The 23,613-nt window shown below is 71.0% G+C and carries 27 protein-coding genes; 16 read left to right on the top strand and 11 right to left on the bottom strand.

Annotation, left to right across the window (positions count from 1 at the left end):
- Positions 1 to 6: 6 nt before the first annotated feature.
- The 7 genes from AB0C27_RS13535 to AB0C27_RS13505 are packed head-to-tail and all read left to right on the top strand — an operon-like array spanning position 7 to position 6,349.
- Positions 7 to 1,008 carry a MoxR family ATPase gene (locus tag AB0C27_RS13535; RefSeq protein ID WP_357842540.1) on the top strand — a complete coding sequence of 334 codons (1,002 nt, stop codon included), beginning with the start codon at positions 7 to 9 and terminating at the stop codon, positions 1,006 to 1,008.
- Positions 1,005 to 1,943, top strand: coding sequence for a DUF58 domain-containing protein (locus tag AB0C27_RS13530; protein ID WP_357842537.1), 939 nt, complete (start codon positions 1,005 to 1,007; stop codon positions 1,941 to 1,943). Before AB0C27_RS13535 ends, AB0C27_RS13530 begins: the two co-directional genes overlap by 4 nt.
- Positions 1,940 to 2,887, top strand: coding sequence for a VWA domain-containing protein (locus tag AB0C27_RS13525; RefSeq protein ID WP_357842534.1), 948 nt, complete (start codon positions 1,940 to 1,942; stop codon positions 2,885 to 2,887). Before AB0C27_RS13530 ends, AB0C27_RS13525 begins: the two co-directional genes overlap by 4 nt.
- An 11-nt stretch (positions 2,888 to 2,898) precedes the next feature.
- Entirely contained in the window at positions 2,899 to 3,489 is a 591-nt protein-coding gene (locus AB0C27_RS13520) for a methyltransferase (protein WP_357842531.1), read from the top strand.
- A complete protein-coding gene (locus tag AB0C27_RS13515; RefSeq protein ID WP_357842528.1) occupies positions 3,486 to 4,025 on the top strand; it encodes a TrmH family RNA methyltransferase in 540 nt (179 codons plus the stop codon). The genes AB0C27_RS13520 and AB0C27_RS13515 overlap by 4 nt, the downstream gene beginning before the upstream one ends.
- Positions 4,026 to 4,064: 39 nt before the next feature.
- Positions 4,065 to 4,862, top strand: a complete 798-nt coding sequence (locus tag AB0C27_RS13510) for a glycerophosphodiester phosphodiesterase family protein (protein ID WP_357843097.1) — start codon at positions 4,065 to 4,067, stop codon at positions 4,860 to 4,862.
- A gap of 53 nt (positions 4,863 to 4,915) precedes the next feature.
- Positions 4,916 to 6,349: an MFS transporter gene (locus AB0C27_RS13505; protein ID WP_357842525.1), complete on the top strand. Its 1,434-nt coding sequence runs from the start codon at positions 4,916 to 4,918 to the stop codon at positions 6,347 to 6,349.
- Between the two features lie 106 nt (positions 6,350 to 6,455).
- On the opposite strand, the gene AB0C27_RS13500 is transcribed toward AB0C27_RS13505, so the two are convergent.
- Entirely contained in the window at positions 6,456 to 6,995 is a 540-nt protein-coding gene (locus AB0C27_RS13500) for a helix-turn-helix domain-containing protein (protein ID WP_357842522.1), read from the bottom strand.
- A 33-nt stretch (positions 6,996 to 7,028) separates the two neighbouring features.
- On the opposite strand from AB0C27_RS13500, the gene AB0C27_RS13495 reads away from it, so the two are divergent.
- Both AB0C27_RS13495 and AB0C27_RS13490 read left to right on the top strand, forming a co-directional pair.
- Entirely contained in the window at positions 7,029 to 7,589 is a 561-nt protein-coding gene (locus tag AB0C27_RS13495) for a nuclear transport factor 2 family protein (RefSeq protein WP_357842519.1), read from the top strand.
- A gap of 66 nt (positions 7,590 to 7,655) precedes the next feature.
- A complete protein-coding gene (locus AB0C27_RS13490; RefSeq protein ID WP_357842517.1) occupies positions 7,656 to 8,291 on the top strand; it encodes a hypothetical protein in 636 nt (211 codons plus the stop codon).
- Here the strand turns inward: AB0C27_RS13490 and AB0C27_RS13485 are convergent.
- The gene (locus AB0C27_RS13485; RefSeq protein ID WP_357842513.1) at positions 8,264 to 8,545 is read right to left on the bottom strand and encodes a hypothetical protein; all 282 of its coding nucleotides are present in this window, start codon (positions 8,543 to 8,545) and stop codon (positions 8,264 to 8,266) included. The genes AB0C27_RS13490 and AB0C27_RS13485 overlap by 28 nt on opposite strands.
- 459 nt (positions 8,546 to 9,004) lie before the next feature.
- Here AB0C27_RS13485 and AB0C27_RS13480 point away from each other — a divergent pair, with 459 nt between their 5' ends.
- From AB0C27_RS13480 to AB0C27_RS13470, 3 genes are all read left to right on the top strand, one after another.
- Positions 9,005 to 9,790, top strand: coding sequence for a SigB/SigF/SigG family RNA polymerase sigma factor (locus AB0C27_RS13480; protein ID WP_357842510.1), 786 nt, complete (start codon positions 9,005 to 9,007; stop codon positions 9,788 to 9,790).
- Positions 9,791 to 10,096: 306 nt separating this feature from the next.
- Positions 10,097 to 10,831 (top strand): alpha/beta hydrolase, encoded by a 735-nt coding sequence (locus tag AB0C27_RS13475; protein WP_357842507.1) that lies wholly within the window; start codon positions 10,097 to 10,099, stop codon positions 10,829 to 10,831.
- A 211-nt stretch (positions 10,832 to 11,042) separates the two neighbouring features.
- The gene (locus tag AB0C27_RS13470) at positions 11,043 to 11,480 is read left to right on the top strand and encodes a hypothetical protein (RefSeq protein ID WP_357842504.1); all 438 of its coding nucleotides are present in this window, start codon (positions 11,043 to 11,045) and stop codon (positions 11,478 to 11,480) included.
- 264 nt (positions 11,481 to 11,744) lie between these two features.
- On the opposite strand, the gene AB0C27_RS13465 is transcribed toward AB0C27_RS13470, so the two are convergent.
- Both AB0C27_RS13465 and AB0C27_RS13460 read right to left on the bottom strand, forming a co-directional pair.
- Positions 11,745 to 12,323: a hypothetical protein gene (locus tag AB0C27_RS13465; RefSeq protein ID WP_357842500.1), complete on the bottom strand. Its 579-nt coding sequence runs from the start codon at positions 12,321 to 12,323 to the stop codon at positions 11,745 to 11,747.
- A 253-nt stretch (positions 12,324 to 12,576) separates the two neighbouring features.
- Positions 12,577 to 13,572, bottom strand: a complete 996-nt coding sequence (locus AB0C27_RS13460; protein ID WP_357842497.1) for a helix-turn-helix domain-containing protein — start codon at positions 13,570 to 13,572, stop codon at positions 12,577 to 12,579.
- A gap of 52 nt (positions 13,573 to 13,624) precedes the next feature.
- Between AB0C27_RS13460 and AB0C27_RS13455 the strand changes: the two genes are divergently transcribed.
- The gene (locus AB0C27_RS13455; RefSeq protein WP_357842495.1) at positions 13,625 to 14,059 is read left to right on the top strand and encodes a cupin domain-containing protein; all 435 of its coding nucleotides are present in this window, start codon (positions 13,625 to 13,627) and stop codon (positions 14,057 to 14,059) included.
- 65 nt (positions 14,060 to 14,124) lie between these two features.
- Here AB0C27_RS13455 and AB0C27_RS13450 read toward each other — a convergent pair whose 3' ends face one another.
- Positions 14,125 to 14,379, bottom strand: coding sequence for a hypothetical protein (locus AB0C27_RS13450; protein ID WP_357842492.1), 255 nt, complete (start codon positions 14,377 to 14,379; stop codon positions 14,125 to 14,127).
- A 584-nt stretch (positions 14,380 to 14,963) separates the two neighbouring features.
- Between AB0C27_RS13450 and AB0C27_RS13445 the strand changes: the two genes are divergently transcribed.
- Positions 14,964 to 15,650 (top strand): alpha/beta hydrolase, encoded by a 687-nt coding sequence (locus AB0C27_RS13445; RefSeq protein WP_357842489.1) that lies wholly within the window; start codon positions 14,964 to 14,966, stop codon positions 15,648 to 15,650.
- 187 nt (positions 15,651 to 15,837) lie between these two features.
- Positions 15,838 to 16,467 carry a TetR/AcrR family transcriptional regulator gene (locus AB0C27_RS13440; RefSeq protein WP_357842486.1) on the top strand — a complete coding sequence of 210 codons (630 nt, stop codon included), beginning with the start codon at positions 15,838 to 15,840 and terminating at the stop codon, positions 16,465 to 16,467.
- A 108-nt stretch (positions 16,468 to 16,575) separates the two neighbouring features.
- Here the strand turns inward: AB0C27_RS13440 and AB0C27_RS13435 are convergent, their stop codons facing one another.
- From AB0C27_RS13435 to paaA, 6 genes are all read right to left on the bottom strand, one after another.
- Entirely contained in the window at positions 16,576 to 17,358 is a 783-nt protein-coding gene (locus AB0C27_RS13435; protein ID WP_357842483.1) for an enoyl-CoA hydratase/isomerase family protein, read from the bottom strand.
- Between the two features lie 92 nt (positions 17,359 to 17,450).
- Positions 17,451 to 18,542: a 1,2-phenylacetyl-CoA epoxidase subunit PaaE gene (paaE, locus tag AB0C27_RS13430; RefSeq protein WP_357842480.1), complete on the bottom strand. Its 1,092-nt coding sequence runs from the start codon at positions 18,540 to 18,542 to the stop codon at positions 17,451 to 17,453.
- Between the two features lie 2 nt (positions 18,543 to 18,544).
- Positions 18,545 to 19,033 (bottom strand): 1,2-phenylacetyl-CoA epoxidase subunit PaaD, encoded by a 489-nt coding sequence (gene paaD, locus AB0C27_RS13425; RefSeq protein WP_357843094.1) that lies wholly within the window; start codon positions 19,031 to 19,033, stop codon positions 18,545 to 18,547.
- 71 nt (positions 19,034 to 19,104) lie between these two features.
- Entirely contained in the window at positions 19,105 to 20,022 is a 918-nt protein-coding gene (gene paaC, locus AB0C27_RS13420) for a 1,2-phenylacetyl-CoA epoxidase subunit PaaC (protein ID WP_357842477.1), read from the bottom strand.
- A 130-nt stretch (positions 20,023 to 20,152) separates the two neighbouring features.
- The gene (paaB, locus tag AB0C27_RS13415) at positions 20,153 to 20,446 is read right to left on the bottom strand and encodes a 1,2-phenylacetyl-CoA epoxidase subunit PaaB (RefSeq protein ID WP_346110892.1); all 294 of its coding nucleotides are present in this window, start codon (positions 20,444 to 20,446) and stop codon (positions 20,153 to 20,155) included.
- Positions 20,443 to 21,408 (bottom strand): 1,2-phenylacetyl-CoA epoxidase subunit PaaA, encoded by a 966-nt coding sequence (paaA, locus tag AB0C27_RS13410; RefSeq protein ID WP_357842473.1) that lies wholly within the window; start codon positions 21,406 to 21,408, stop codon positions 20,443 to 20,445. The genes paaB and paaA overlap by 4 nt, the downstream gene beginning before the upstream one ends.
- 107 nt (positions 21,409 to 21,515) lie before the next feature.
- Between paaA and paaZ the strand changes: the two genes are divergently transcribed.
- Positions 21,516 to 23,561, top strand: a complete 2,046-nt coding sequence (paaZ, locus tag AB0C27_RS13405; RefSeq protein WP_357842470.1) for a phenylacetic acid degradation bifunctional protein PaaZ — start codon at positions 21,516 to 21,518, stop codon at positions 23,559 to 23,561.
- The last annotated feature ends 52 nt before the right edge of the window (positions 23,562 to 23,613 follow it).

Genomic DNA, 23,613 nt, shown 5'->3' with positions numbered 1-23,613 from the left:
GGCGTCATGAGCGTCGCCGAAGAGTTGCCAGGCGGAAACGACGCGGCACTGCTGCGTCAGAGTCTCGACGAGGTCCGGCGTGTCATCGTCGGACAGGACCACATGGTCGAAAGACTCGTCGTGGCCCTGCTCGCGCGCGGGCACTGCCTGCTCGAAGGGGTGCCGGGCGTCGCCAAGACGCTCGCCGCCTCCACCCTGGCCACCGTCGTGGGCGGCACGTTCGCCCGGATCCAGTTCACCCCCGACCTCGTGCCGAGCGACATCGTCGGCACCCGCGTCTTCCACCCCTCCAACGAGAAGTTCGATGTCGAGCTCGGCCCCGTGTTCGTCAACTTCCTGCTGGCCGACGAGATCAACCGCGCCCCCGCCAAGGTCCAGTCGGCGCTGCTGGAGGTGATGGCCGAGCGCCAGGTCACCCTGGCCGGCGTCACCCACCCGCTGCCCAGGCCGTTCATCGTGCTGGCCACCCAGAACCCGATCGAGTCCGAGGGCGTCTACCCCCTGCCCGAGGTGCAGCGCGACCGGTTCCTGTTCCGGGTGCGGGTGCCGCATCCCAGCGCCCACGAGGAGCTGGAGATCCTGCACCGCATGAGCGTCACCCCGCCGGTCCCCGAGCGGGTGCTCGACCCCGCCCGGCTGCTGGCGCTGCAGCAGGCGGCCGAGCAGGTCTCGGTGCACCAGCTCGTCGCCGACTACGTCGTGCGGCTGGTCATGTCCACCCGGGCCCCCGCCGAGTACGGGCTGGCCGACCTCACCGAGACCATCGAGATCGGCGTCAGCCCCCGCGCCACCCTGGGCCTGGTCTCGGCCGGGCGGGCCCTGGCCCTGCTGCGCGGCCGCGACTACCTGCTGCCCGACGACGTACGCGACGTCGCCGTGGACGTCATGTCCCACCGGCTCATGCTCACCTTCGACGCCCTGGCCGACGGCGTCGACCCCGAGCAGGTCGTCAAGCAGATCCTGCACGCCGTACCCCCGCCCCTCGTCGTCTGGAACCAGAACCGTTGACCACCACCGCTGAGCAAGCCCTGCGGCGGCTCGAACTGACCGTCACCCGCCGCCTCGACGGGCTGCTGCACGGCGCCCACCAGGGGCTGCTGCCCGGCACCGGCAGCGAGGCCGGCGACAGCCGCGTCTACGTGCCCGGCGAGGACGACGTGCGCCGCATGGACTGGGCGGTCACCGCCCGCACCACCATCCCCCACGTGCGCGACCTCATCGCCGACCGCGAGCTGGAGACCTGGGCGCTGGCCGACCTGTCCCCCAGCATGGACTTCGGCACCGCCGACAGCGACAAGCGCGACCTGGTCGTGGCCGCCGTCGGCGCGCTCGGGTTCCTGTCCAGCCGGATGGGCGACCGCTTCGGCGCGCTCGTCCTGCACGACGAGTACGTGCACCGCATGCCCGCCCGCACCGGCCGCCCCGCCCTGTACGGGCTGCTGCACTCCCTCATGGACGCCCCCAGAGGCCGGATCGTCGAGGACCCGCCCGACCTGGCCGAGGGCATCGAGGTGCTGTCGGCCACCCGCAGGCGGCGCGGCATGCGGGTGATCGTCTCCGACTTCCTCGACGCGCAGCCCGACCTCGACCCCGACGCCGAACGGCCGTGGGAGCGCCCCATCAGACGGCTCGCGGCCCGCCACCAGGTGCTGGCGGTCGAGATCATCGACCCGCGCGAGCTGGAGCTGCCCGACGTCGGCCGGGTCGCGTTCGCCGACCCCGAGACCGGGAAAGTACGCGAAGTGCACCTCTCGCCAAAAATCCGGCACGCGTACGCGGAGGCGGCCGCCCTCCAGCGCGAGGGCACCCGCCTGGCCCTGCGCCGCGCCGGCATCGCCCACCTCGTCCTGCGCACCGACCGCGACTGGGTGTTCGACTTCGCGCAGTTCGTGCTCCGCCAGCGGCGCACGAGCCACCTAGCCCACCGGAGGCCCTCCGCATGACATTCCTCGCCGCGGGCTGGTTGTGGCTGTTCGTCCTGGTGCTGCTGCTGGCGGCCGGCTACGTCCTGTCGATGTTCGCCCGCCGCCGCTACACCGTGCGCTTCACCAACCTGGCCCTGCTCGACCTCGTCGCCCCCGCGGGCCCCGGCTGGCGCCGCCACGTCGCCCCCGGCCTGTTCCTGCTCATGATGTCGCTGCTCGTCGTCGGCGCCGCCAAGCCCGCCGACGAGGTACGCGTCCCCCGCGACCGCGCCACCATCATGATCGCCCTCGACGTGTCCCTGTCCATGGACGCCGACGACGTCCAGCCCGACCGCATCAGCGCCGCCAAGGCCGCCGCCCAGGCGTTCGCCAAGGAGCTGCCCGACCGCTTCAACGTGGGCGTCGTCTCCTTCGCCCGCTCGGCCAACGTCGTCATCTCCCCCACCACCGACCACCAGGCCGTGGTGACCGCCATCGGCAACCTCACCACCCGCCCCGGCACCGCGATCGGCGAGGCCGTCTTCAACGCGCTCGACTCGCTGCGCTCCTTCGACCAGCAGGCCGCCACGGACCCGCCGCCGGCCGCCATCGTGCTGCTGTCCGACGGCGACAACACCTCGGGGCGGTCGGTCAACGAGGCCATCGAGGCCGCCCAGCAGGCCCGCGTACCGGTCTCCACGATCGCGTACGGCACCCAGGAGGGCACCGTCTCCATCGACGGCAGGCCCGTGAACGTCCCGGTCAACAAGCAGACCCTGCAGTCACTGTCCGACGGCACCAGCGGCCGCGCCTACACCGCCGAGTCCGGCAGCGAGCTGCGCGAGGTCTACGAGCAGATCGGCACCTCGCTCGGCTACAAGCTGGTCAACCAGGAGATCACGCAGTGGTTCATCGTGGCCGCGATCCTGGCCGGAGTGCTGGTGGCGGGCGCCGCGGTCCTGTTCGGTTCACGGATCCCGTAACGTTTGGCGACGTGGCGCACTACTTCTCCGAGGAGCCGGGAGCGGCGAGCAGGCCGGGGCGGGTCGATCTCGTCCTGCCCGACCTGCATCTGCGGCTGGAGACCGACAGCGGCGTGTTCTCGCCGGAACGGGTCGACGTCGGCACCCGCGCGCTGCTGGAGAGCGTGCCGCCGCCGCCCCAGGAGGGCGACCTGCTCGACCTGGGCTGCGGCTACGGGCCGATCGCGCTCACCATGGCCTCCCGGGCGCCGGAGGCGAGCGTGTGGGCCGTGGACGTGAACCGGCGTAGCCTGGAGCTGACCGAGCGGAACGCCAAGGCCGCCGGCCTTTACAAAGTAAGATCGATGCACGCCGACGACATGCCGGACGACGTGCGGTTCCGGGCCATCTGGTCCAACCCCGCGATCCGCATCGGCAAGCCGGCCCTGCACGAGATGCTCACCAGGTGGCTGACCCGGCTGACGCCCGACGGCGTGGCCTACCTGGTCGTCCAGAAACACCTCGGCTCCGACTCCCTGCAGCGCTGGCTCGGCGAGCAGGGGTGGCAGGCCTCACGCGAGGCCAGCCGGGCCGCCTACCGGATACTGAAGGTGACCCGTTGAGAAGGCAACTGCGCCCCACCGACGTCAAGCGGCTCAACCGCACCTGGCGCAGGAACACCGGCAACCGCCTCGGCCTCATCGTCGAGTCGGTCACCGGCCCGTTCAACGTCGGCTCGATCTTCCGCAGCGCCGCCGCGTTCGGCGTGAACGAGATCTGGCTGGCGGGCAACGCCACCCCGCCCACCAACCCCAAGGCGGGCAAGACCGCGCTCGGCACCGAGCGCCTGGTCACCTGGCACGAGGCGGTGCCGGCCACCGAGGCGGTCAAGGCCGCCAGGGAAGAGGGCTACACCGTGCTGGCCATCGAGCTGACCGCGGAGGCGAGGCCGCTGCACCGGGCCGACCTCGACCGCGACGTGTGCCTGGTGGTCGGCAGCGAGGACCACGGCTGCTCCCCCGCCCTGCTCGACGCCGTCGACGGCGCCTGCTACATCCCGCAGGTCGGCCGGGTGGGGTCGTTCAACGTGGCGGTGGCAGCGGCCATCGCGCTGGCCGAGGCGCGCCGCCAGGAGTGGCAGAATCTCCCCGATTCGTAACCTCACCGTTCATCAGGGAAGGGCATACTTCCAGTCGTGCTGAGCCGCCGATTCGCCTTCCTCGACCATCCAGGGCCGCTGGCCTTCGCCCACCGCGGCGGAGCGGCGGAAGGCGCGGAGAACTCCGCCGCCGCCTTCGAGCGGGCGGTCGCGCTCGGTTACACCCATCTGGAGACCGACGCGCACGCCACCGCCGACGGCGTGCTCGTGGCCTTCCACGACCACACGCTCGACCGCGTGACCGACGGGCGTGGCCGCATCTCCGAGCTGCCCTACCAGGCGGTCAGGAGAGCCCGCATCGGCGGGGTGCACGAGATCCCGCTGCTGGAGGACCTGCTCGGCACCTGGCCGGAGATCCGGTTCAACATCGACGTCAAGGAGGCGGCCGCCATCGCCCCGCTGGCCGAGGCGATCAGGCGGACCAACGCCTACGACCGGATCTGCCTGACCTCGTTCTCCGACGAGCGCCTCGCGCTGGCCAGGGCGGCGCTGGGCAGGGAGGTGTGCTCGGCGCTCGGCCCGCGCGGCGTGGCCGCTCTGCGGGCCGCCGCCGCCACCTCCGGCTATGGCCGCCTGCTGGCCCGCCTGTCGCGCGCCGGAGTGCCGTGCGCGCAGGTGCCGGTGGGCTTCCGCGGGCTGCGGGTCACCACCCGGCGCCTGATCAGCACGGCGCACGCCATCGGCATGCAGGTGCACGTGTGGACCGTCAACGACCCCGCCCGCATGGAGCACCTGCTCGACCTGGGCGTGGACGGCATCATGACCGACAACGTCACCGGCCTGCGCGGCGTGCTCGAACGGCGCGGCCAGTGGCATCCCGGCAGCATGGCCGCCTGAGAGAGTCCCCTTCCCCCGGCCCCCGGCCGCCCGCATAGGAGCCACACGACATCATGCCCGTACCCGCACCCCCCGCGGACCTCGACGACTCCCCGGCGGCCCGCCGGCGTGAGCAGCGCGGCTGGTACCTCTACGACTGGGCCAACTCCGCCTTCTACACCACGATCATCTCGGTCTTCCTCGGCCCCTACCTGATCCCGGTCGCCAAGACCGCCGCCTGCGCCAAGGACTTCCCCGGCGTGGCCGCCGCGACCTGCGTCGACACCTTCGACCAGCTCGTGGCGGACAATCCGGGCCTGGGGTACGTCGACGTGCTGGGCGCCGACATCCGGCCGGCCGCGTACTTCGGGCTGATCACCACGGTCGCGGTGTTCCTGCAGATCGTGTTCCTGCCCATCGTGGGCGCGCTGGCCGACCACACCGGCCGCAAGCGGGAGATGCTCGGCGTCTTCGCCTACCTCGGCGCGCTGGCCGCGATGTCGCTGTTCTTCGTCGAGGGCGACCGCTACCTGCTGGGCGGGGTGCTGTTCATCCTGGCCAACGTGGCCTACGGCGCCTCTGTCGTCGTCTACGACTCGTTCCTGCCGCAGATCTCCACCCCGGAGGAGCGGGACAGGGTGTCGTCGCGGGGCTGGGCGATCGGCTATCTGGGCGGCGGCCTGCTGCTGGCGCTCAACCTGGTGCTCTTCCTGCAGCACGAGAGCCTCGGCCTGACCCAGGGCATGGCGGTGCGGATCTGCATGATGTCGGCGGGCCTGTGGTGGGCCACGTTCACGATCTTCCCGCTGCTGCGGCTGCGCAACCGGCCGGTGCCCGCGCACGAGAGCACGGCGCTGCGCTCGGTCGGCGGCAGCTTCCGCCAGCTCGGCCGTACGCTGTCGGAGCTGCGCCGCTATCCGCTGACGCTGCTGTTCCTGGTCGCGTACCTGGTCTACAACGACGGCGTGCAGACGGTCATCGGCAACAGCGCCGCCTTCGCCTCCGAGGCGCTCAAACTGGACCAGACGGTGCAGATCACGGCGATCCTCATGGTGCAGTTCGTGGCGTTCTTCGGGGCGCTGCTGCTCGGGTGGTTGGCGCGCGGCATCGGGACGAAGCGCACCGTTCTGGCCAGCCTGGTGGTGTGGACGGCGATCGTGGCGATGGCCATGTTCGTGGCCGAGGGGCAGGCGCTGCAGTTCTACCTGATGGCGTTCGCGATCGCGATCGTGCTGGGGGGCACGCAGGCGCTGTCGCGCTCGCTGTTCTCGCAGGTGATCCCCAAGGGGCGGGAGGCCGAATACTTCAGTCTGCTGCAGATCAGTGACAAGGGGTCGGCGTTCATCGGCTCGCTCACGATCACGATCACGCTGCAGCTCACGAACAGTTACCGGATCGCCATCCTGTCGATGGTCATCTTCTTCGTGCTCGGGTTCGTGCTGCTGGCCATGACGAACCTGCCGAAGGCCATCCGGGCGGCGGGCAACGAGGTGCCGGGGCGGGTCTGACCTGGTGTCCCGGGCCGGCTGAGCCGCGTCCCGAGCGCCCGGCCGGCCTCAGCCGGGCGGGCACTTGTCGGCCTGGGCACTGTCGACCTGGGCTGTCGACCTGGGCTCAGTCGGTGGCTTCGCCGGCCTCGGCGGCTTCGGCGGTTTTTGCGGTTTTTGTGGTTTCGGCGACTCCCGCGGACAGGAGCATCGTTCCCGGCCCTTGAGCCGCCCCTGGGCCGCGGACGGCCGTCACCGTGTCCGCCGTGGCCGCGCCCCCGCAGTGCGGGCACGTGACGACGGGCGTGAACTGCTCGCCGCAGTCGTGCACCAGCAGCGCGGGCGGCCCGCCGGGCGGGGTGGCCCACCGGTCGCCCCAGGCCATCAGCGTCATCAGCGCGGGCACGATGTCACGCCCGGCCCGCGACAGCACGTACTCGTGGCGCGGCGGGCGCTCCTGGTAGCGCCGCTTCTCCACCACCCCCGACGTCACCAGGTGCTCCAGGCGGCGGGTCAGCAGGTTGCGCGAGATCCCGAGGTCCTCCGCCAGGTCGTCGAACCGGCACAGGCCGAGGAACAGGTCACGCAGGATCAGCGGCGTCCACGGCTCGCCGACGACGCCGACGGCCTGGGCGATGGAGCAGTGCATCTCACCGAACCTGTTCATGACCCCAAGATAGTGGGTTGATAAAGTGAACCCATGACAGTTCACATTCAGGACTCACCGGCGCTGGCGTACCGGCGGGCCGGCGAGGAGCACGACCTCGACGCCCTGACGGCCACGCTCGCCGCCGACGTCGCCTTCCACTCCCCGCTCAGCGGCCGGGCCGCGTTCCGGGGCAGGGAGCAGGTGAACCGGCTGTTCTCCGTCGTCCTGGACACCGTCTCCGACCTCCGCTACCAGAGCGACATAGGCGACGAGCACACGCGGGCGGTGACGGCCACCGCGCGGGTCGGGCGCATGACGATGCACGAGACGGCCGTCCTGCGGTTCGACGAGGAGGGGCTGATCGAGGAGCTCACCATGTGGATCAGGCCGCTGCCCGCGCTCACCGCGATGATGGCCGCACTCGGCCCCGGCCTGGCCAGGGAGTCCGGCCGGCCCGGCCTGGCGCTGCTGGTCGGGGCCGCGGTCAAGCCGCTGGCCGCGATCACCCGCCTCGGCGACAGGACCCTCGTCCCACTGCTGACCCCACCTCGACAGGAACGGCCCTCCCACCTCGACAGGAACAGCTCTCCAGAACGAGAGCACCGCTCTTGACAGCGACGTTCCCTTGACGAGAGCATTGCTCTCATAGCAGAGCGACGCACCTTCAAGGGAGCACCGATGACCACCCCTCGGCTGACCGCCGCCGCCTACGCCTCCAGTGGGCTGCTCTTCCTCCTCTATCCGGCGATCCGCCCCTCCACCGACGACGCCGCCGCCATGGCCTCCACCGCGTGGGTGACCGGGCATGCGGCCGCGATGATCGGCTTCATCCTGCTCGGCCTGGGCGTGCTCGGGCTGCACCAGGTGCTCGGAGACCGGCTCTCGCTGCGGGCCGCCGTGGTGACGTGGATCGGGGCGGGCCTGACGCTGCCGTACTACGGGGCCGAGGACTTCGGGCTGAACGTCATCGCCCAGCGCTCCCTGCGCGACGGCGCGCCGGCGCTGATGGAACTGGCCGAGGAGTTCCGGTACGGGCCCGTCGCGGTCACCATGTTCGCCGTCGGGCTGGTGCTGCTCGGCGTCGGGACCGTCATGGCGGCGGTCTCGATCTGGCGCTCGGGTACGCTGCTGCGGTGGAGCGGCGTGCCGCTGGCGGCGGGGTTCGCGCTGTTCATCCCGCAGTTCTTCGGGCCTTACCCGCTGCGGGTCGTCCACGGCGCGCTCATCCTGGTGGGCGGGGTGTGGTTGGCGGCGGTCCTGTGGCGGTCGGGCTCGCTCGCGGGACGTCAGCGCGCCGGCGTCACCCGGACGTGAAGCACGCCGTCCGGCCGGGGGTCGGCGGTCATGCCGGCGCGGGCGAGCGCGGAGACACGGGCCCTCGTGCGGACCGGCCCGGCCGCGTACGCGTCGGCGCAGGTCACGACGCAGACACCGTCGTCCCCGCCGGCGACGGTGACGTCGTACGGCCCTCCCGCCGCCCGGTCGTTCCGCCTTCCCGCCGCCCGGTCGTGGCGCTCGCCCGCCAGCCGTACGCGGGCTCGTAGCGCATCGGGGTGCCCAGGTGGCACGCCTGGAAGTGCGGCGCCTCCAGATGGGCGACCTCGTCGGCGGCATCACCGCCGGCCGCGTAACGATCACCTGGGTAGCGCTCGGTCGCGTCACGGCCGGCCGCGTAAACCATTCGGCCGAACCGAAACCTCAGCCGGGACCCAGGCAGGACTGTGAGCCCGGAGCAGGGAGCGAAACGTCAGCCCAGGACCCCCGAGCGGGACCGGGAAGGGAACGTCAGCCCAGTCCCCAGAAGCTGAAAAATCAGAAAATCCGTGCCCAGGTCCGGATTTGTCACCTTCGGGAAGGACTGGCACGGCTCTCCCCGGTCAGCGGGTGAGTGAAGAGGTCCAGCAGAGGGCTTCGTCTCGCGACACAGTCGAGGCGCGCCCCTGGACGGACCCCTTCGGGCCGGGCGGCACGCCGTACAGGCAGGGACACGACACACCATGGCCGTCCAACCCCCCGCGCTTGAGTGCATGACCGCAGAAGAACTCCTCGACGAGCTGAACCGGCCGGACGTCGGCGCCCGGCGCCGCGCCCAGGTCCGCGAACGGCTGGTGGAGATGCACCAGTGGCTGGTCACCGAGGTCACCCGCCGCTACTCCGCCCGCGGCGAGCCGGTCGACGACCTGCGCCAGGCCGCCTACCTCGGCCTGGTCAAGGCCATCAACGGCTTCGACACGAGCCTCGGCCACGAGTTCCGCGGGTACGCGGCGATCACCGTGTCGGGCGAGGTCAAGCGGCACTTCAGAGACCGTACGTGGGCCATTCGGGTGCCGCGTCTGTTCCAGGAGCGCCGCGCCGAGCTCAAGCGAGCCACCGCCGACCTGACCCAGGAGTTGGGCCGCACACCGACCACGGCCGACCTGGCCACCAGAATGGAGCTGTCGCAGGAGGAGGTGCTGCGCAGCATGGACGCCTCGGCCGCGTACAGCACCCTGTCCCTGGACGCGCCGGTCGGCGACGACTCCGGCGGCGGCCGGGCCTGCCTGGGCGACCTCATCCCCGACCGCGACACCACGCTGGACACCGTGATCGACGCGGCGGCCGTCCGGCCGCTCGTCGCGGCCCTGCCCGATCGCGAACGCCACATCCTGCTGCTGCGCTTCTACGGCAACCTGACCCAGGCCGAGATCGCCGAGGAGTTCGGCATCTCCCAGATGCACGTCTCCCGCATCCTGCGCGGCGTGCTGACCGGGCTGCGCGAGTCGCTCAACACCGCCGACACCCGCCCGTCCCCCACCTCCTTCACCGCCGCCTGATCACACCGCCGCCACACGCACCGCCACCTGACCACGTAGCCGCCCCGCCGCCCGACCGCTCCGCCGCCACAACACCGCCGCCCGACCACATCGCCGCGTTACCGCATCGCCGCGTTACCGCATCGCCGCCCGAACGCTTCGCCCGCCGGGCGGGACGATGATCGCCCTCCTGTGATACCTTGGCCACCGCCGTGAGCCAGTGCGAACCGAGGAGGTGAGTCCCATCAACGCTGTGACATGCCGGGCCTCCCTCTCTCCCACGGCCTAGGGAGAGCCCGCGGGCATCCCGAAAGGCTTTCCACGTTCATGCGCATCAACTCCGAGACGTCGTCCGACGGCGTCCGCGAACAACTCTTCACCCTCGGCGACGTCCCCGGCGTGCTCTGGACGCCGGAAGGCGCCACGGGCCCCCGTCCCCTCATCGTGATGGGCCACGGCGGCGGCCAGCACAAGAAAACCCCCGGCGTCCTGACCCGCGCGCACCGCTTCGTCCGCGAGCGCGGCTTCGCGGTGGTCGCGGCCGACGTGCCCGGCCACGGCGACCGGCCGGTTGACCCGGAACTCGACCGCATCAATACCGAGAACCAGGCACGGGTGGCGGCCGGCGAGGACCTGGCCGCGCTGATCGCCGAGTTCCAGGCCCTCGTAGCCCGGCAGACCGTACCGGAATGGCAGGCCATGCTGGACGCGGTCCAGCACCTGGACCACGTCGGCCCCGGCCCGGCCGGCTACTGGGGCGTCTCACTCGGTTGCGGCCTCGGCGTCCCGTTCGTCGCCGCCGAACCCCGCATCCGCGCCGCAGTACTCGGACTCGGCGGAGCCGCTGCCACGGCCGAACTCGCGGCCCAGATCACCGTACCCGTGGAGTTCCTGGTGCAGTGGGACGACGAACGAGTACCACGGTCCCAGAGCCTGGCCCTGTTCGACGCTCTGGGCTCAGCCGAGAAGACCCTGCACGCCAACCCGGGCAAGCACGCGGACATCCTGCCGGCGTACGAACTGGACAGCACGCTGAGCTTCTTCACCCGCCACCTGACCTAACCGCCAGCCGAGACCTTGCCCGAGCGGTCCTCGCTCCGCTCGGGCAGTCCCGCCTCGGCGCAAAAGGTCATCACAATGGGGCGCTTCGCGCACGGAGCTCAGCCGCTACTCCCAGTCGAGCCAAGCCTCGACCCCGGGCACGTCCCACGAAATGTCTCGGCGTTCCATGACGATGTGCTGTGGTCGCGCAAGGGAGGGACGGTGACCGTTGATGGCCGTCCCTCCTGCACAGATCCGGGCGCGCGTAGCCGCAGACCGCAAGACCGTCACGCCACCCCGGCGAAGATCCACTTCGTGTTCCAGGCTTCCAGCATCCACGGAAGCACACGGCGCGCGGGCCGGAATCCGGCTGGAAGGCGCGCTGGTCCTCACCGATGTGGCGTTGCAGACCGATGGTCAGCCCGGCCGCGTCGAACACCTGGTGCACAGCGTCGGTGACGTGCTCGGCGTCGTCGGCGCTCAGCCGCACCGAGCCGAGCTGGTCGGCGAGCAGGCCGATGTGGGTGGCGAAGTGCCGGCAGGCCTTGACCAACGCGGTTACCGGGTCGGCTCCGTCATCTGGCTGAACACGCGGATCGAGCCCAGGACATTCCCATGCTGCGGACGTTCGTGGATGACAGCCAAGGGGATCTTGATTCCCGCGGATTGATCAAAATGGCGCCATCGGCTACTTCGACAAGCGGCACCCGTACGACGTCACCCTGTGGCCCGTCGACCAGGGCCACACAACCGATGGCGCAGGGCATAGTCCCAGTCGCCGTGGAAGGCATGCCGGGTCGGGGCAGGGCAGCCATCTCCACGTCATTCTCTGCGGACCGCAGTCGGGTAGCCGCCGGAGTCTCACCCGCGGTCCGGTTCGTGTGGTGGTCGCTGCGATGGTGGCCGACGCTACCCCTATGCCCTTATGAATGCCTCAAGCCGAGGACTCGGAATCAGGTGTAGCCGAGTTGTTCCGGCAACAGGGGCAGTCGCTTCGACATCCGCAGGCTGTCTCGCCCGGCTTGGCGACCGGGACGACGAGCATGGGCTCAGCTCCTCGAACCGGCCGTACATAAGGCTGTCCCGAGGACGGGTCGTGTCCGATTCCCTTCAAGATGTGTCCAGTGCCCTTGGGAAAGCAGAACATCTCGTGGGGTCCGGCGCGATACCAGTCCTTGCCTGCTGGGGGCTGTGTGGCGAAGACATCATCGAAGTCCGCACCAGTCTCTCCCATCAGCATGTAGGAGATCCCGATACGGTCGATCGTTGGGGTCTTGCCCTGCATGACCTCCTGGACGAACTGCATCCAGGTCGGGTCAAGGCACATGGGGCCGGGAGCCGGTTGACCGGGGGGAGTCGGCACGCAGATCCAGTCGGGCGACCCTTCCCTGAGGACTGTCTTCATGTCCGAATCCAGAACCGTGGCCGTCTCCGCGATGAAGCGCGGGGCGGCACTGAGCGCATCCCGGATCTTCTCTTCCTTCGTAGGCTCTCCGCGTTCTGACACGATCATTCCCTCGCAGAGCGTATGCGGTTCGAACTCAAAGGCAAGTCCGTCTTCGCTTCGGTCGAAGCTTCACATCGGCACGTCCCGACACGGACGGTATGTTCCCGGACGCGGACCGTATATTCGCGGTGTAAATTCCGCGCGTTGTGCGAATGCCTTGCTGGCGCGACTGGGCGCCGCCATTGCCGGGGTCAGGCGGTCTGTTCGCCGCCGGCGACGGCATACGTTGAGTCATGGCTTGTTGTGGCCTGTGAGGAGGTCAGGTCGATCCCTTGCCTGTCCCCGGGCCGAATCGGTGCCGGTACTCCAACGGAGTGAGCCCGATCTTGCGACGCATCAGTGCGCGCAAGTTGGCAGCGGTGCCCAGCCCGCTGTGCCGCGCGACCGTCTCGAAGCGCGACTCGCCCCGCTCGATCAGCCGGCATGCCAGGGCGAGTCGTTCCCCTGTGAGCCACGCCAGCGGTGTGGTGCCCATCTGCGCGTGGAAACGGCGATGCAGGGTGGCCGGACTGACCGAGGCGCGCGCTGCGAGGTCGGACACCGTGAGCGGGGCGTCCAGATGCTCCTGTGCCCAGGCGAGGACAGGCGCCAAGGACTCGTCCGGCACCGCGGGCACGGGCCGCTCCACGAACTGCCGTTGCCCGCCGTCGCGGTGGGCGGCGAAGACCAGCCGTCGGCTCACTGAATTGGCGACTTCCGCGCCGTGATCGCCGCGGACGATGTGCAGGCCGAGGTCGAGCGCGGCTGCGCTTCCCGCGGCCGTGAGAATGTCGCCGTCGTCCACGAACAACACGTCTGTTTCGAGCCGGACGGAAGGGAAGCGGGCCCGGAAGGAATCCGCCCACTGCCAGTGCGCGGTGGCCCGGCGCCCGTCGAGGACCCCGGCCTCGGCCAAAGTGAAAGCACCGCTGCAGAAGCCGACCAGGCGGGCGCCGCGCGCGTGCGCCCGCCGGATGGCATCGAGCACGGCGGTTCTGCGGGGCACCTCGACGTCGGGACGGTTCGGGACGATCAACGTATCTGCCGACTCAGCCGCTTCCAGGCCGGTGACGCCCGTGAGGGTGAAGAACCCGTCCCTCATCAGGGTGCGCGGCTCGGGGGAACACAGGCGAAAGTCGTAGAGATCGCATCCGAGCTCGGGCCTGCGCAGGCCGAAGATCTCGGTCGCGCAGCCCAGCTCGAAGGGGTTGGAGTTCTCGTCCACGATCACGACGACCCGGTGCGGGCCGGCAGCGTGCGAGGATCCTTGCGTCATGTGCTATTCCTAGCACTCACACTGAGTACGCCCCATGCGCCAGGATTTACGCATGAGTATCGAACCCGTCGCCCTCAGTAAGGCCCTCGCCTCCTTCGACGCCCTGTGGAGCCCTCGCATAGTCACGCGCGTCAACGACTACGACGTACGCATCGCCAAGGTCGAGGGCGAGCACATCTGGCACGTCCATGACGACACTGACGAGTTCTTCCTGGTTCTCGATGGGGAGTTGCACATCGCCTTGCGTGAGCCCAGTGGGGAGCGTGTGGTCCGGCTCCCTGCGGGCGCGGTGTTCACCGTCCCCCGTGGCACGGAGCACAAGCCGTCCGCGCCCACCGGCGCCGCGATTCTCATGTTCGAGCCCACTGGGACACCGACGGTCGGTGACCGTCATGCCGAGATCCCTGACCACATCGACGCGACGACAGGGCACGCGCTCGGATTCCTTGTCGACGGTCGAAAGGCCCCACGTGATTGCTCAACCTGAATTCGCCGGTCAGACCGTCCATCGCGGGGCGTACTCCACATGGATGTCCTGCCCGCTGCCTGGCTTCAGATGCGGCCAATGGAACAGCCGGCAGACGTGATGTTGCAGCCGCCCGAGATGTACAGCGAGGTCGCGGCGGCGGGCGGCCCTTCCTTCGCCACGGCGAAGAAGTGGCGGGCCGGCTGCCGGAACGCCGCCGTGCTGCCGGTCAGAAACAGCGTCTCGGCGTGCACGCGCTGGTGGAGCGTGACCTTGTTCTCCTGGTAGTTCAGGGCCCGGTAGTCGATCTCCTCGTCGGCGGGTAGGTCGTTGTCCGGCATGCTCGCCGTCCGTATTTCGCACGAAGGGTTTCAGCGGTGATCCGCTTTCGTACCTGTTTCCAGCGGGAGGGCGGGAACTGCAGCGAGTGGTGGACGAGCACCAGATCAAGCGGCCGGTCCGGGCACCTCTCCTCCTTGTCCCAGTCGAGGTTGACCCCAGGGGCGGACGGCGTGGCGCGCATCGGCAGGTAGACCAAAGAGCGCGGCGATCGGGCCGCGAGCAGCACGTCATCGGCCGAACACCGACATCGCGATCACGCTGTGACCAGGGCACCCGGCACGAAGCCCAAACAGGTGGTTCTGTAGGCGAGTTGCGGCAGCGTTTGTGGGTCAGCTGTCCCGTGACAGCGGAGGCGCTGAGCGCTGGGGTGTGTCGATGAGAAATGACAGCGCTCGATGGTTGCGGTGAGAGTATCGGGGGGCTGCAGCCCGTAAGGGAGCCGTCGTGTGCCTCGGAGCTGGTGGTCTATGACGGCCGTGAGGAAGTGGCCCGGCATGAGCGGCTGCCGGCCAAGGCCGGCATGCGGCAGCCGAGGGGCGGGATCGGGTTGCGGTGGCGGCCGCCGGGCCGGGAGAGTGCCACGATGACGGAGATTCTTCTCTTGCCCGGTGGTGGGCGGAGGTCCACGGACTGGCGGCTCGCCGCGCCGTTGCTGGAGGCGGCGGGGCTGCGCACGGTGGCGGTCGATTTGCCGGATCTGGGCTCGTGGTCTTGGGCTGGAGCCGTCGAGTCCGTAGGTGAGGCGATCAACGACCACGACTTGGAGCATCCCGCCGTGGTCGGGCACTCGCTGGGCGGCATCGTCGCGGCCCTGTGGGCCTCAGAGCACCCCGAGTGCCCGCTCGCGGTCAATCTGGACGGGCACACCAATCCCACCGGGCCTTTCGACGGAGTCGACCCGGTCGGTGCCGAGCAGACCATGCGCGCGTTCCTCGCCGAACAGACGGCGGGCGATCCGGAGATGACTCACTTCATCGCGCAGATGGACGCGCTCGACCTCATCGCCGTCTACCGGGCGGCCCGCTGTCCCCTCCTCGTCGTCTCCTCCAGCGGCTCGGACCTGAGTGCGATGTTGCCCCCGGCCGTCTCGGTGGCCTTCGACGCCTACGTCCGCGGCTTCGCTCGCGAACTGAAGACGGCCGCCGCGCAGACTCCGCTGCTCTCCCTCGCCGACCTGGCCACCGGCCACGACATGCACCTGGAGGCCCCGCACGAAGTGGCGCGCCTCATCCTCGGCCATCTGAGCTCCGGCCTCCATCCGAGCCCGTGATCCCCAGCTCCCTCCCACCGCGGCTGAAGACCATTCAGCGCCCGCTTCCGCGTGATCATGACGGAGCGCTCGGTGATGCGGCCGCACCGGTTCCGTGCGGCTCCCCGTACCCGAGCGTGACGGAACGGGGACGGTCGTGGCCGGAGCGGCGGGCGGGGTGGGGTCGGGCGCGTGAGATGCTGCTTTCGTGACCAGGACTGAGCATGCCGAGCCGGCTCCGCGCCGCCGGCGGGGCCGTCCGGGCTACGACCAGCAGGCGATCCTGCGTGCCGCGGTCGAGCTGTTCAACCGCCGCGGCTACGACGCCACCAGCATGGGCGACCTGGCCAAGGAGCTGGGGCTGACCAAGGCCGCCATCTACCACCACGTCACGAGCAAGGAGCAACTGCTCGCCCAGGCGCTGGACGACGCACTCGACGAGCTGACCGCCGTCGTCACCGAGGCGTCGCGGGAGCAGGCCGGGGTCAGCGCGTACCAGCGGCTGCGCGAGGTGCTGCGGCGCAGCGTCGAGGTGCTGGTGGCGCACCAGCCGTCTGTCACGCTGCTGCTGCGGGTGCGTGGCAACAGCGAGATCGAGCTGGCGGCTTTGGAACGGCGGCGCTGGCTGGACGACCGGCTGGCCGCGCTCGTGGCCGACGCCGTCGCCGAGGGCGCGCTGCGTGACAGCGTGCCGCCTGGGCTGGTGAGCCGGCTGCTGTTCGGCATGGTCAACTCGCTGGTCGAGTGGTATCGGCCGGATGGCGCGTACGATCTGGCGCTGGTCGCCGACGCGATCACCGCCATCGCCTTCGACGGCCTGGCCAAACACGAGATTTGAGCCGGTGTCGCGGCCGGATACCCGCCGAACCGGTCAAAGCGGTCGCTGATGCGGTAGTGCGGCTCCTGAACCGGTCAAGGGTGCTCGTCTGTACGGCTCCCCTACTGGTCAGCGGCCCTCGTCGGTACGGCTTCTGCGTTGGCGGCGGTCCAGGAACGCGGTCATGCGGGCCTGTTTGTCTTCTGTCTCGAACAGCACGGCCTGTGCCACATCGTCCACGAACGGGTGCGCGTCCCTGGGCGCGTGGAAGACGGACTTCATCAGCCTGGTCGCCAACGGTGCCTGGGCGGTGATGCGGTCGGCGAGCCGGTGGCCGGCGGTGAGCAGGTCCTCGGGCTCGACGATCTCGTTGAGCAGCCGTACGGCGTGCGCCTCGGCGGCCGTCAGCACGCGGCCCGCGAGCAGGATCTCCTTGGCCAGCGGCTCCCCCACGAGCGCGGCCAGCCGCCACGCCGCACCGGCCGCGGCGATGATGCCGAGGCCCGTCTCCGGGTTGCCGATCTTGGTACGCGGCGTGCCGATGCGGAAGTCGCAGGCGTAGGCGAGCTCGGCGCCGCCGCCCAGGGCGTACCCGTCGAGCAGGCCGATGACCGGCATCGGCAGCCGGTGCACCCGTTCGAAGATCTTGGAGTTGATGCCGCGCAGCGCGTCGTCACGGCCGCGCTCGCGGAGCTGGGCGATGTCCGCGCCGGCCGCGAACGTGCCGCCCTCGCCGATGATCAGAACGACTTTCGGGTCGTCCTCGACGGCGGCGCACGCCTCGTGCAGCGCGGCGACGAGCTCGCGGTCGATGGCGTTGCGCACCTCGGGCCGGTTGAGCCGCCACACGACCCGGTCCTCGCCCTCCTCGACGAGCAGGCTTGACGACGGGACGGCGGAGTGTTCGGGCACGTGGCGGCTCCTGTGGTCGGTCGCGGGCGGGTCGGGGCCAGTCGGCGTTCGGTAATGGCGGTCGGTGTCCGGATCGGTGAGCGGTGCGGGGGTCAGGCGTCGTAGTCGACGGTCACGTTCTCCCCCACCGGGTACGTCTGGCAGGTCAGGACGAATCCGGCGGCCACCTCGGACGGTTCGAGCGCGTAGTTGCGCCGCATGTCCACCTCTCCGGAACGCACCACCGCGCGACACGTCCCGCACACCCCGCCCTTGCAGGCGAAGGGCAGGTCGGCGCGGGTGGCCTGGGCGGCGTCGAGGATCGGCGTGTCTCGGGAGACGGTCGAGGTGGTCCGCAGCCCGTCCAGTACGGTCGTCAGCTCCGTGGTGGCCCCGGCCGGGATCCCGCCGCCGGTGCGTCTCGGCGGGGGCGGCGGCGCGTCGGCGTAGAAGAGCTCGACGTGGACGCGTTCCGCGGGCACGCCCAGCTCGGCGAGCACCGCGCGGGCCTCCTCGATCATGCGCAGCGGCCCGCACAACCACACGTGGTCGAACACCTCGACCGGCACGAGCGCGGTGAGCAGGCGGCGCAGCCGGTCGCCGTCGAGCCGGCCGGACAGCAGCTCGACGTCGCGCGGCTCGCGCGAGAGTGTGTGCACGACCTGGAGCCGGGGGCCGTAGCGGTTCTTCAGGTCGCCGAGTTCCTCGGCGAACATCACGGTGCGGCTCGTACGGTTGCCGTACAGGAGCGAGACCTGCGCGGCGGGGTGGGTGAGGACGGTCGCGGCGACCGACAGCATGGGGGTGATGCCGGAGCCGGCGGCGACGCACAGGTGCCGCTCGCCTGTGCCGGGGTCGGCCCGCCAGGAGCCGGTGGGCGGCTGGACGTCGATCCGGGTGCCCGGCCGCACCTCGTGGACGAGCCAGGAGGAGAACAGCCCGCCGGGGATTTCGCGGACGCCGATGCGCGGTGCGGCGCCGGCGGGGGCGCAGATCGAGTAGGAGCGGCGGTGTTCCTGTCCGTCGATCACGCGGCGCAGGGTGAGGGACTGGCCGGCGCTGAAGGCGTACGCGTCGCGCAGCTCGCCGGGGACGTCGAACGTGATCGCGGCGGCGTCCTCGCACAGGCGGTCCACCGCCGACACGGCCAGCGGGTGGAAGACGGCGGCCCGGGAACGGGCCGGGCCTGGCGCGAGCGTGGTCATGCTCAGATCTCCTTGACGTGCTCGAACGGTTCGAGGCAGCCGGTGCAGCGGTAGAGGGCCTTGCAGGCGGTGGCGCCGAACTCGGAGGTGAGCCGGGTGGCCGCCGAGCCGCAGCGCGGGCAGGGCGGCGCGGTGCGCGGCGGGCCGAGGGTGAGCGCGACCGGTCCCGCGCTCCGCCTGGGGGCGGGGCCGGGCGCCGACATGCCGGCCTCGTGCAGGGCGGCGCGGCCGCGTTCGGAGATCCAGTCGCTGGACCACGGCGGGTCGAGCACGATCCGCACCTCGACCCGGCCGAACCCGGCGTCGTTGAGCCGGTGGACGAGGTCGTCGCGCATGGTCGCCATGGCGGGGCAGCCGGTGTAGGTCGGCGTGATCGAGGCCACGACGACCTCCGCGCCGGCCTCGTCCCGTACCAGCTCGACGCCGCGCAGGACGCCGAGGTCGGCGAGGGTGAGCATGGGCATCTCGGGATCGCGCACCTGCCCGGCCACCTCCCTGGCGACCTGAACGGCGCTTCGGACGGCGTCCCGGCCGACCGGACTGGCGGGGCCGTGGGTGGTGTTCACCAGCGTCCGCTCGGGTGGGCGCGGGCGACCACCTGCATCTCGGCGAGCAGCCGGCTCAGGGCCTCGGTGTGCAGGCCGTCGCGGCCCGTCCGCCCGCCGACGCCGGCCAGCGGGGCCCGTTCCGGACGGGGGACGCCGCTCGTGGCGAGTACCTGGCCGAGAACGGCGTCCACCTCGCCGGGCAGGGACGAGGTGTCGGCGGCGACCCCGGCGTGGGCCAGGGAGCGTTCGAGGGGATGTGTCCCGGTCAGCTCGGCCAGCAGCGGCCACAGCTCGTCCAGGGCCGTCAGGAGCCTGCGGTGGGACTCCTCGGTGCCGAGGGCGAGCGTGAGGAACCAGCGCCCGGCCCAGTCGCGGTGGTAGGCGACCTCCTTGACGCCCTTCGCCGCCACGGCGGCCAGCACGTGGTCCCGGCTGGCGCGCAGCCGTTCGAGCAGCGCGAGCCGGGCCGCCGAGAACAGCAGCAGGCGGACGACGACGTGCGCGAAATCGCCGTTGTCCACCTCGGCCAGGCGGACGTTGCGGAAGTCCCGGTCGTCGCGGAAGAAGGCCAGCGCGTCCTCCGGCGGCACCGGCGAGCCCTCGGGCAGGACCGGCACGACACCGGGATCGGCGGCGGCAGCCCGCGCCAGCAGCAGGCGCGCCTGCCCGAGGAGGTCGAGCGCCATGTTCGCCAGCGCGATGTCCTCCTCCAGGTCGGGGGCGCGGCTGCACCACTCGGACAGGCGCTGCGACATGATCAGGGCGTCGTCGCCGAGCATGAGGCAGTACGCGGCCAGGTCGGCGGGGTCCACGCCGTCGGGCGTGGTGGTGTCGACGCCGGCCAGCGGGTCCTCGAAGTCGGTGCCGAAAGCCCACTGGGACGAGTCGCCGCCGAGCAGTCCGTCGAAGACGCTGCCGTGCTCGTCACTCAAGGGTCCGTCGTTCACAGGTCCGCCCGGCACAGGTCGGACGCCCCTGGGTTCGCCGGTCCCAGGTTCGCCGGTCCCAGGTTCGCCGGTCACAGATTTGTCGCTCATGATGGGTGGTTCCGATCGTGAAGGCTCACATGTGCGGGACGTCGCCGGGAATGTCATAGAACGTCGGATGCCGGTACACCTTGTCGCCGTTCGGCGCGAACAGCGGGTCCTTCTCGTCCGGGCTGGACGCGGCGATGGCGTCCGCCCGTACGACCCAGATGCTGACCCCCTCGTTCCGCCGCGTGTAGACGTCCCGGGCGTGCCGCAGCGCCATCGCGTCGTCCGGCGCGTGCAGCGACCCCACGTGCACGTGGTTGAGGCCGCGCTTGCCCCGGACGAACACCTCGTACAGCGGCCACTCCCGCCGATCGCCGCTCATCGGACCCCCTCCGCAAGAGCCGCGCGCTCGGCGAATGCGGTGGCGGCCTCGCGGGCCCAGGCCCCGTCCTCGTGCGCGGCCCGGCGGTGGGCCATCCGCTGCGCGTTGCACGGCCCGTCCCCGCGCAGGATCGCGGCGAACTCCTCCCAGTCGGGCTCGCCGAAGTCGTAGTGGCCGCGTTCCTCGTTCCAGCGCAGATCGGGGTCGGGCAGCGTGACGCCGAGCGCCTCGGCCTGCGGGACGGTCATGTCCACGAACTTCTGCCGCAGCTCGTCGTTGGAGTTGCGCTTGATGCCCCACGCCATCGACCGTGCGCTGTTGGGCGACTGCGCGTCCGGCGGGCCGAACATCATCAGCACCGGCCACCAGAACCGGTCGACCGACTCCTGCACCATGGCGCGCTGGGCGTCGGTGCCGCGCATCATCGTCATCAGCAGCTCGTAGCCCTGCCGCTGGTGGAAGGACTCCTCCTTGCAGATGCGGATCATGGCGCGCCCGTACGGGCCGTACGAGGTACGGCAGAGCGGCACCTGGTTGCAGATGGCGGCCCCGTCCACCAGCCAGCCGATGGTGCCGACGTCGGCGTACGACAGCGCCGGATAGTTGAAGATCGAGGAGTACTTCTGCCGGCCGGACAGCAGCAGATCGGTCAGCTCGGCGCGGGAGACGCCCAGGGTCTCGCACGCGGAGTAAAGATAGAGCCCGTGCCCCGCCTCGTCCTGCACCTTGGCCAGCAGAATCGCCTTGCGGCGCAGCGACGGCGCGCGGCTGATCCAGTTGCCCTCGGGCTGCATGCCGATGATCTCGGAGTGGGCGTGCTGGGCGATCTGGCGGATGAGGGTCCTGCGGTAGGCGTCCGGCATCCAGTCCCGGGGCTCGATGCGGTCGTGGCGGGCGATGGTCGCGTCGAAACCGGCCTGCAGCCGGGCCTCCAGGGCCGGGTCCGCTGGGGTGGTCGTCATGTTTCCTCCGAGACCCTCCGGCTCATTTACTTATCGCTCGGTCAGTAATAAGGTCGCACAGGGAGGGGTGCCCGCGCAACAGGTCACGCCCGGGGAGAGGAGACAGTGTGAGCACGCTGCTGGAGAGCTATGCCGCCGGACGGTGGTTCCGCCCGGCCGACGACGGGGAGCCGCTGCTCGACGCCGCCACGGGCGAGGAGGTCGCGCGCATCTCCAGCCGGGGGCTGGACGTCGCGGCGATGGTCCGCCACGCCCGCGAGACCGGCGGGCCCGCGCTGCGAGCCCTGACCTTCCACGAGCGGGCCGCGCTGCTCAAGGCGCTGGCCAAGCACCTGCTGGAGCAGAAGGACGAGCTGTACGCCCTGTCGCTGCGCACCGGCGCCACCACCCGCGACACCGCGATCGACGTCGACGGCGGCATCGGCACCCTGTTCAGCTACGCGAGCAAGGGCGTGCGCGAGCTGCCGAACGACACGGTCTACCTGGACGGCGGCCTGGAGCTGCTGGGCAAGGGCGGCACGTTCGTCGGCCAGCACCTCTACGCCTCCAGGCCGGGCGTGGCCGTGCAGATCAACGCGTTCAACTTCCCCGTCTGGGGCATGCTGGAGAAGCTGGCCCCCGCCTTCCTGGCCGGGCTGCCCTCGATCGTCAAGCCGGCCAGCCAGACCGCCTACCTCACCGAGCGCGCCGTCCGGCTGATCGTGGCGTCGGGGATCCTGCCCGAAGGCACGCTCCAGCTCGTCGCGGGCAGCGCGGGCGGCCTGCTCGACGAGCTGACCGTGCAGGACTCCGTGGCCTTCACCGGCTCGGCCCACACCGCCGGCATCCTGCGCCGCCATCCGAACGTGCTGGACGGCGGCGTCGTCCTCGGCGTCGAGGCCGACTCGCTCAACTGCTCGATCCTCGGCCCCGACGTGCGCCCTGACGATCCCGAGTTCGACCTGTTCGTCAAGGGCGTCGTCACCGAGATGACGGTCAAGGCGGGGCAGAAGTGCACCGCCATCCGCCGCGTGCTCGTACCGTCCGCGCTGACGGGCGAGGTGGTGGAGGCGCTGGCCGCGCGCCTGGCGAAGGTGAGCGTGGGAGACCCGCGCAACCCCGACGTGCGCATGGGCGCGCTGGCCGGCCTCGGCCAGCGCGAGGAGGTGCGCAAGGCCGTCGAGGCGCTGCGGGCGAGTTCCGACGTGGTGGTCGGCGACCCCGCCGGCGCTCCCCTGCTGGACGGGGACGCGACCAGGGGCGCGTTCATGACCCCGCTGGTGCTGCGGGCGCGGCCCGGCGCCACCGAGCCGCACGACGTCGAGCCGTTCGGCCCGGTCAGCACCGTGCTCTCCTACAACGGCCTGGACGAGGCGGTCGCGCTGGCCGCGCGGGGCCGGGGCAGCCTGGTCGCCTCCGTGGTCACCCACGACCCCGAGGTCGCCAGGAGCGTCGTGCTCGGGCTCGCGCCGTGGCACGGGCGGGTGCTCGTCCTCGACCGGGACGACGCCAAGGAGTCCACCGGGCACGGCTCTCCCCTGCCCGTCCTCGTCCACGGCGGTCCCGGGCGGGCCGGCGGCGGCGAGGAACTGGGCGGAATCCGCGGGGTGCTGCACCACATGCAGCGCACCGCCGTACAGGCCTCGCCCGACCTGCTCACCGCGGTCACCGGACGCTGGACGACCGGCGCCGCCCGCGCCGACTCCGGCGTGCACCCCTTCCGCAAGTCGCTGGCCGAGCTGCGGATCGGCGACACGATCGCCTCGGCGCCGCGCACGGTCTCGCTGGCCGACATCGAGCACTTCGCCGAGTTCACCGGCGACACCTTCTACGCCCACACCGACGCCGCGGCGGCCGCGCGCAACCCGCTGTTCGGCGGCATCGTCGCGCACGGCTACCTGGTCGTCTCGCTGGCCGCCGGGCTCTTCGTGGACCCGGCGCCCGGGCCCGTGCTGGCGAACTTCGGCGTGGACGCGCTGCGCTTCCTCACCCCCGTCAAGGCGGGCGACGCCATCGCGGTGACGCTGACGGTCAAGCAGATCACGCCGCGCACCGGGGCCGACTACGGCGAGGTCCGCTGGGACGCCGTGGTGAGCAACCAGGAGGGCCAGGCGGTCGCCACGTACGACGTCCTCACCCTGGTGGCCAAGACCTGGGAGGAGGACACGCGGTGAACGGGCCCGCGCCACCCGCCGAGCGCGAGAGCCCCGGCGAGGGCTGGCCGGG

The sequence above is a fragment of the Nonomuraea sp. NPDC048882 genome (genome assembly GCF_040649755.1).
GTDB classification, from domain to species: domain Bacteria; phylum Actinomycetota; class Actinomycetes; order Streptosporangiales; family Streptosporangiaceae; genus Nonomuraea; species Nonomuraea maheshkhaliensis.
The sequence above is the reverse complement of the archived record's forward strand: the minus strand, read 5'-3'. Positions and strand labels throughout refer to the sequence as shown.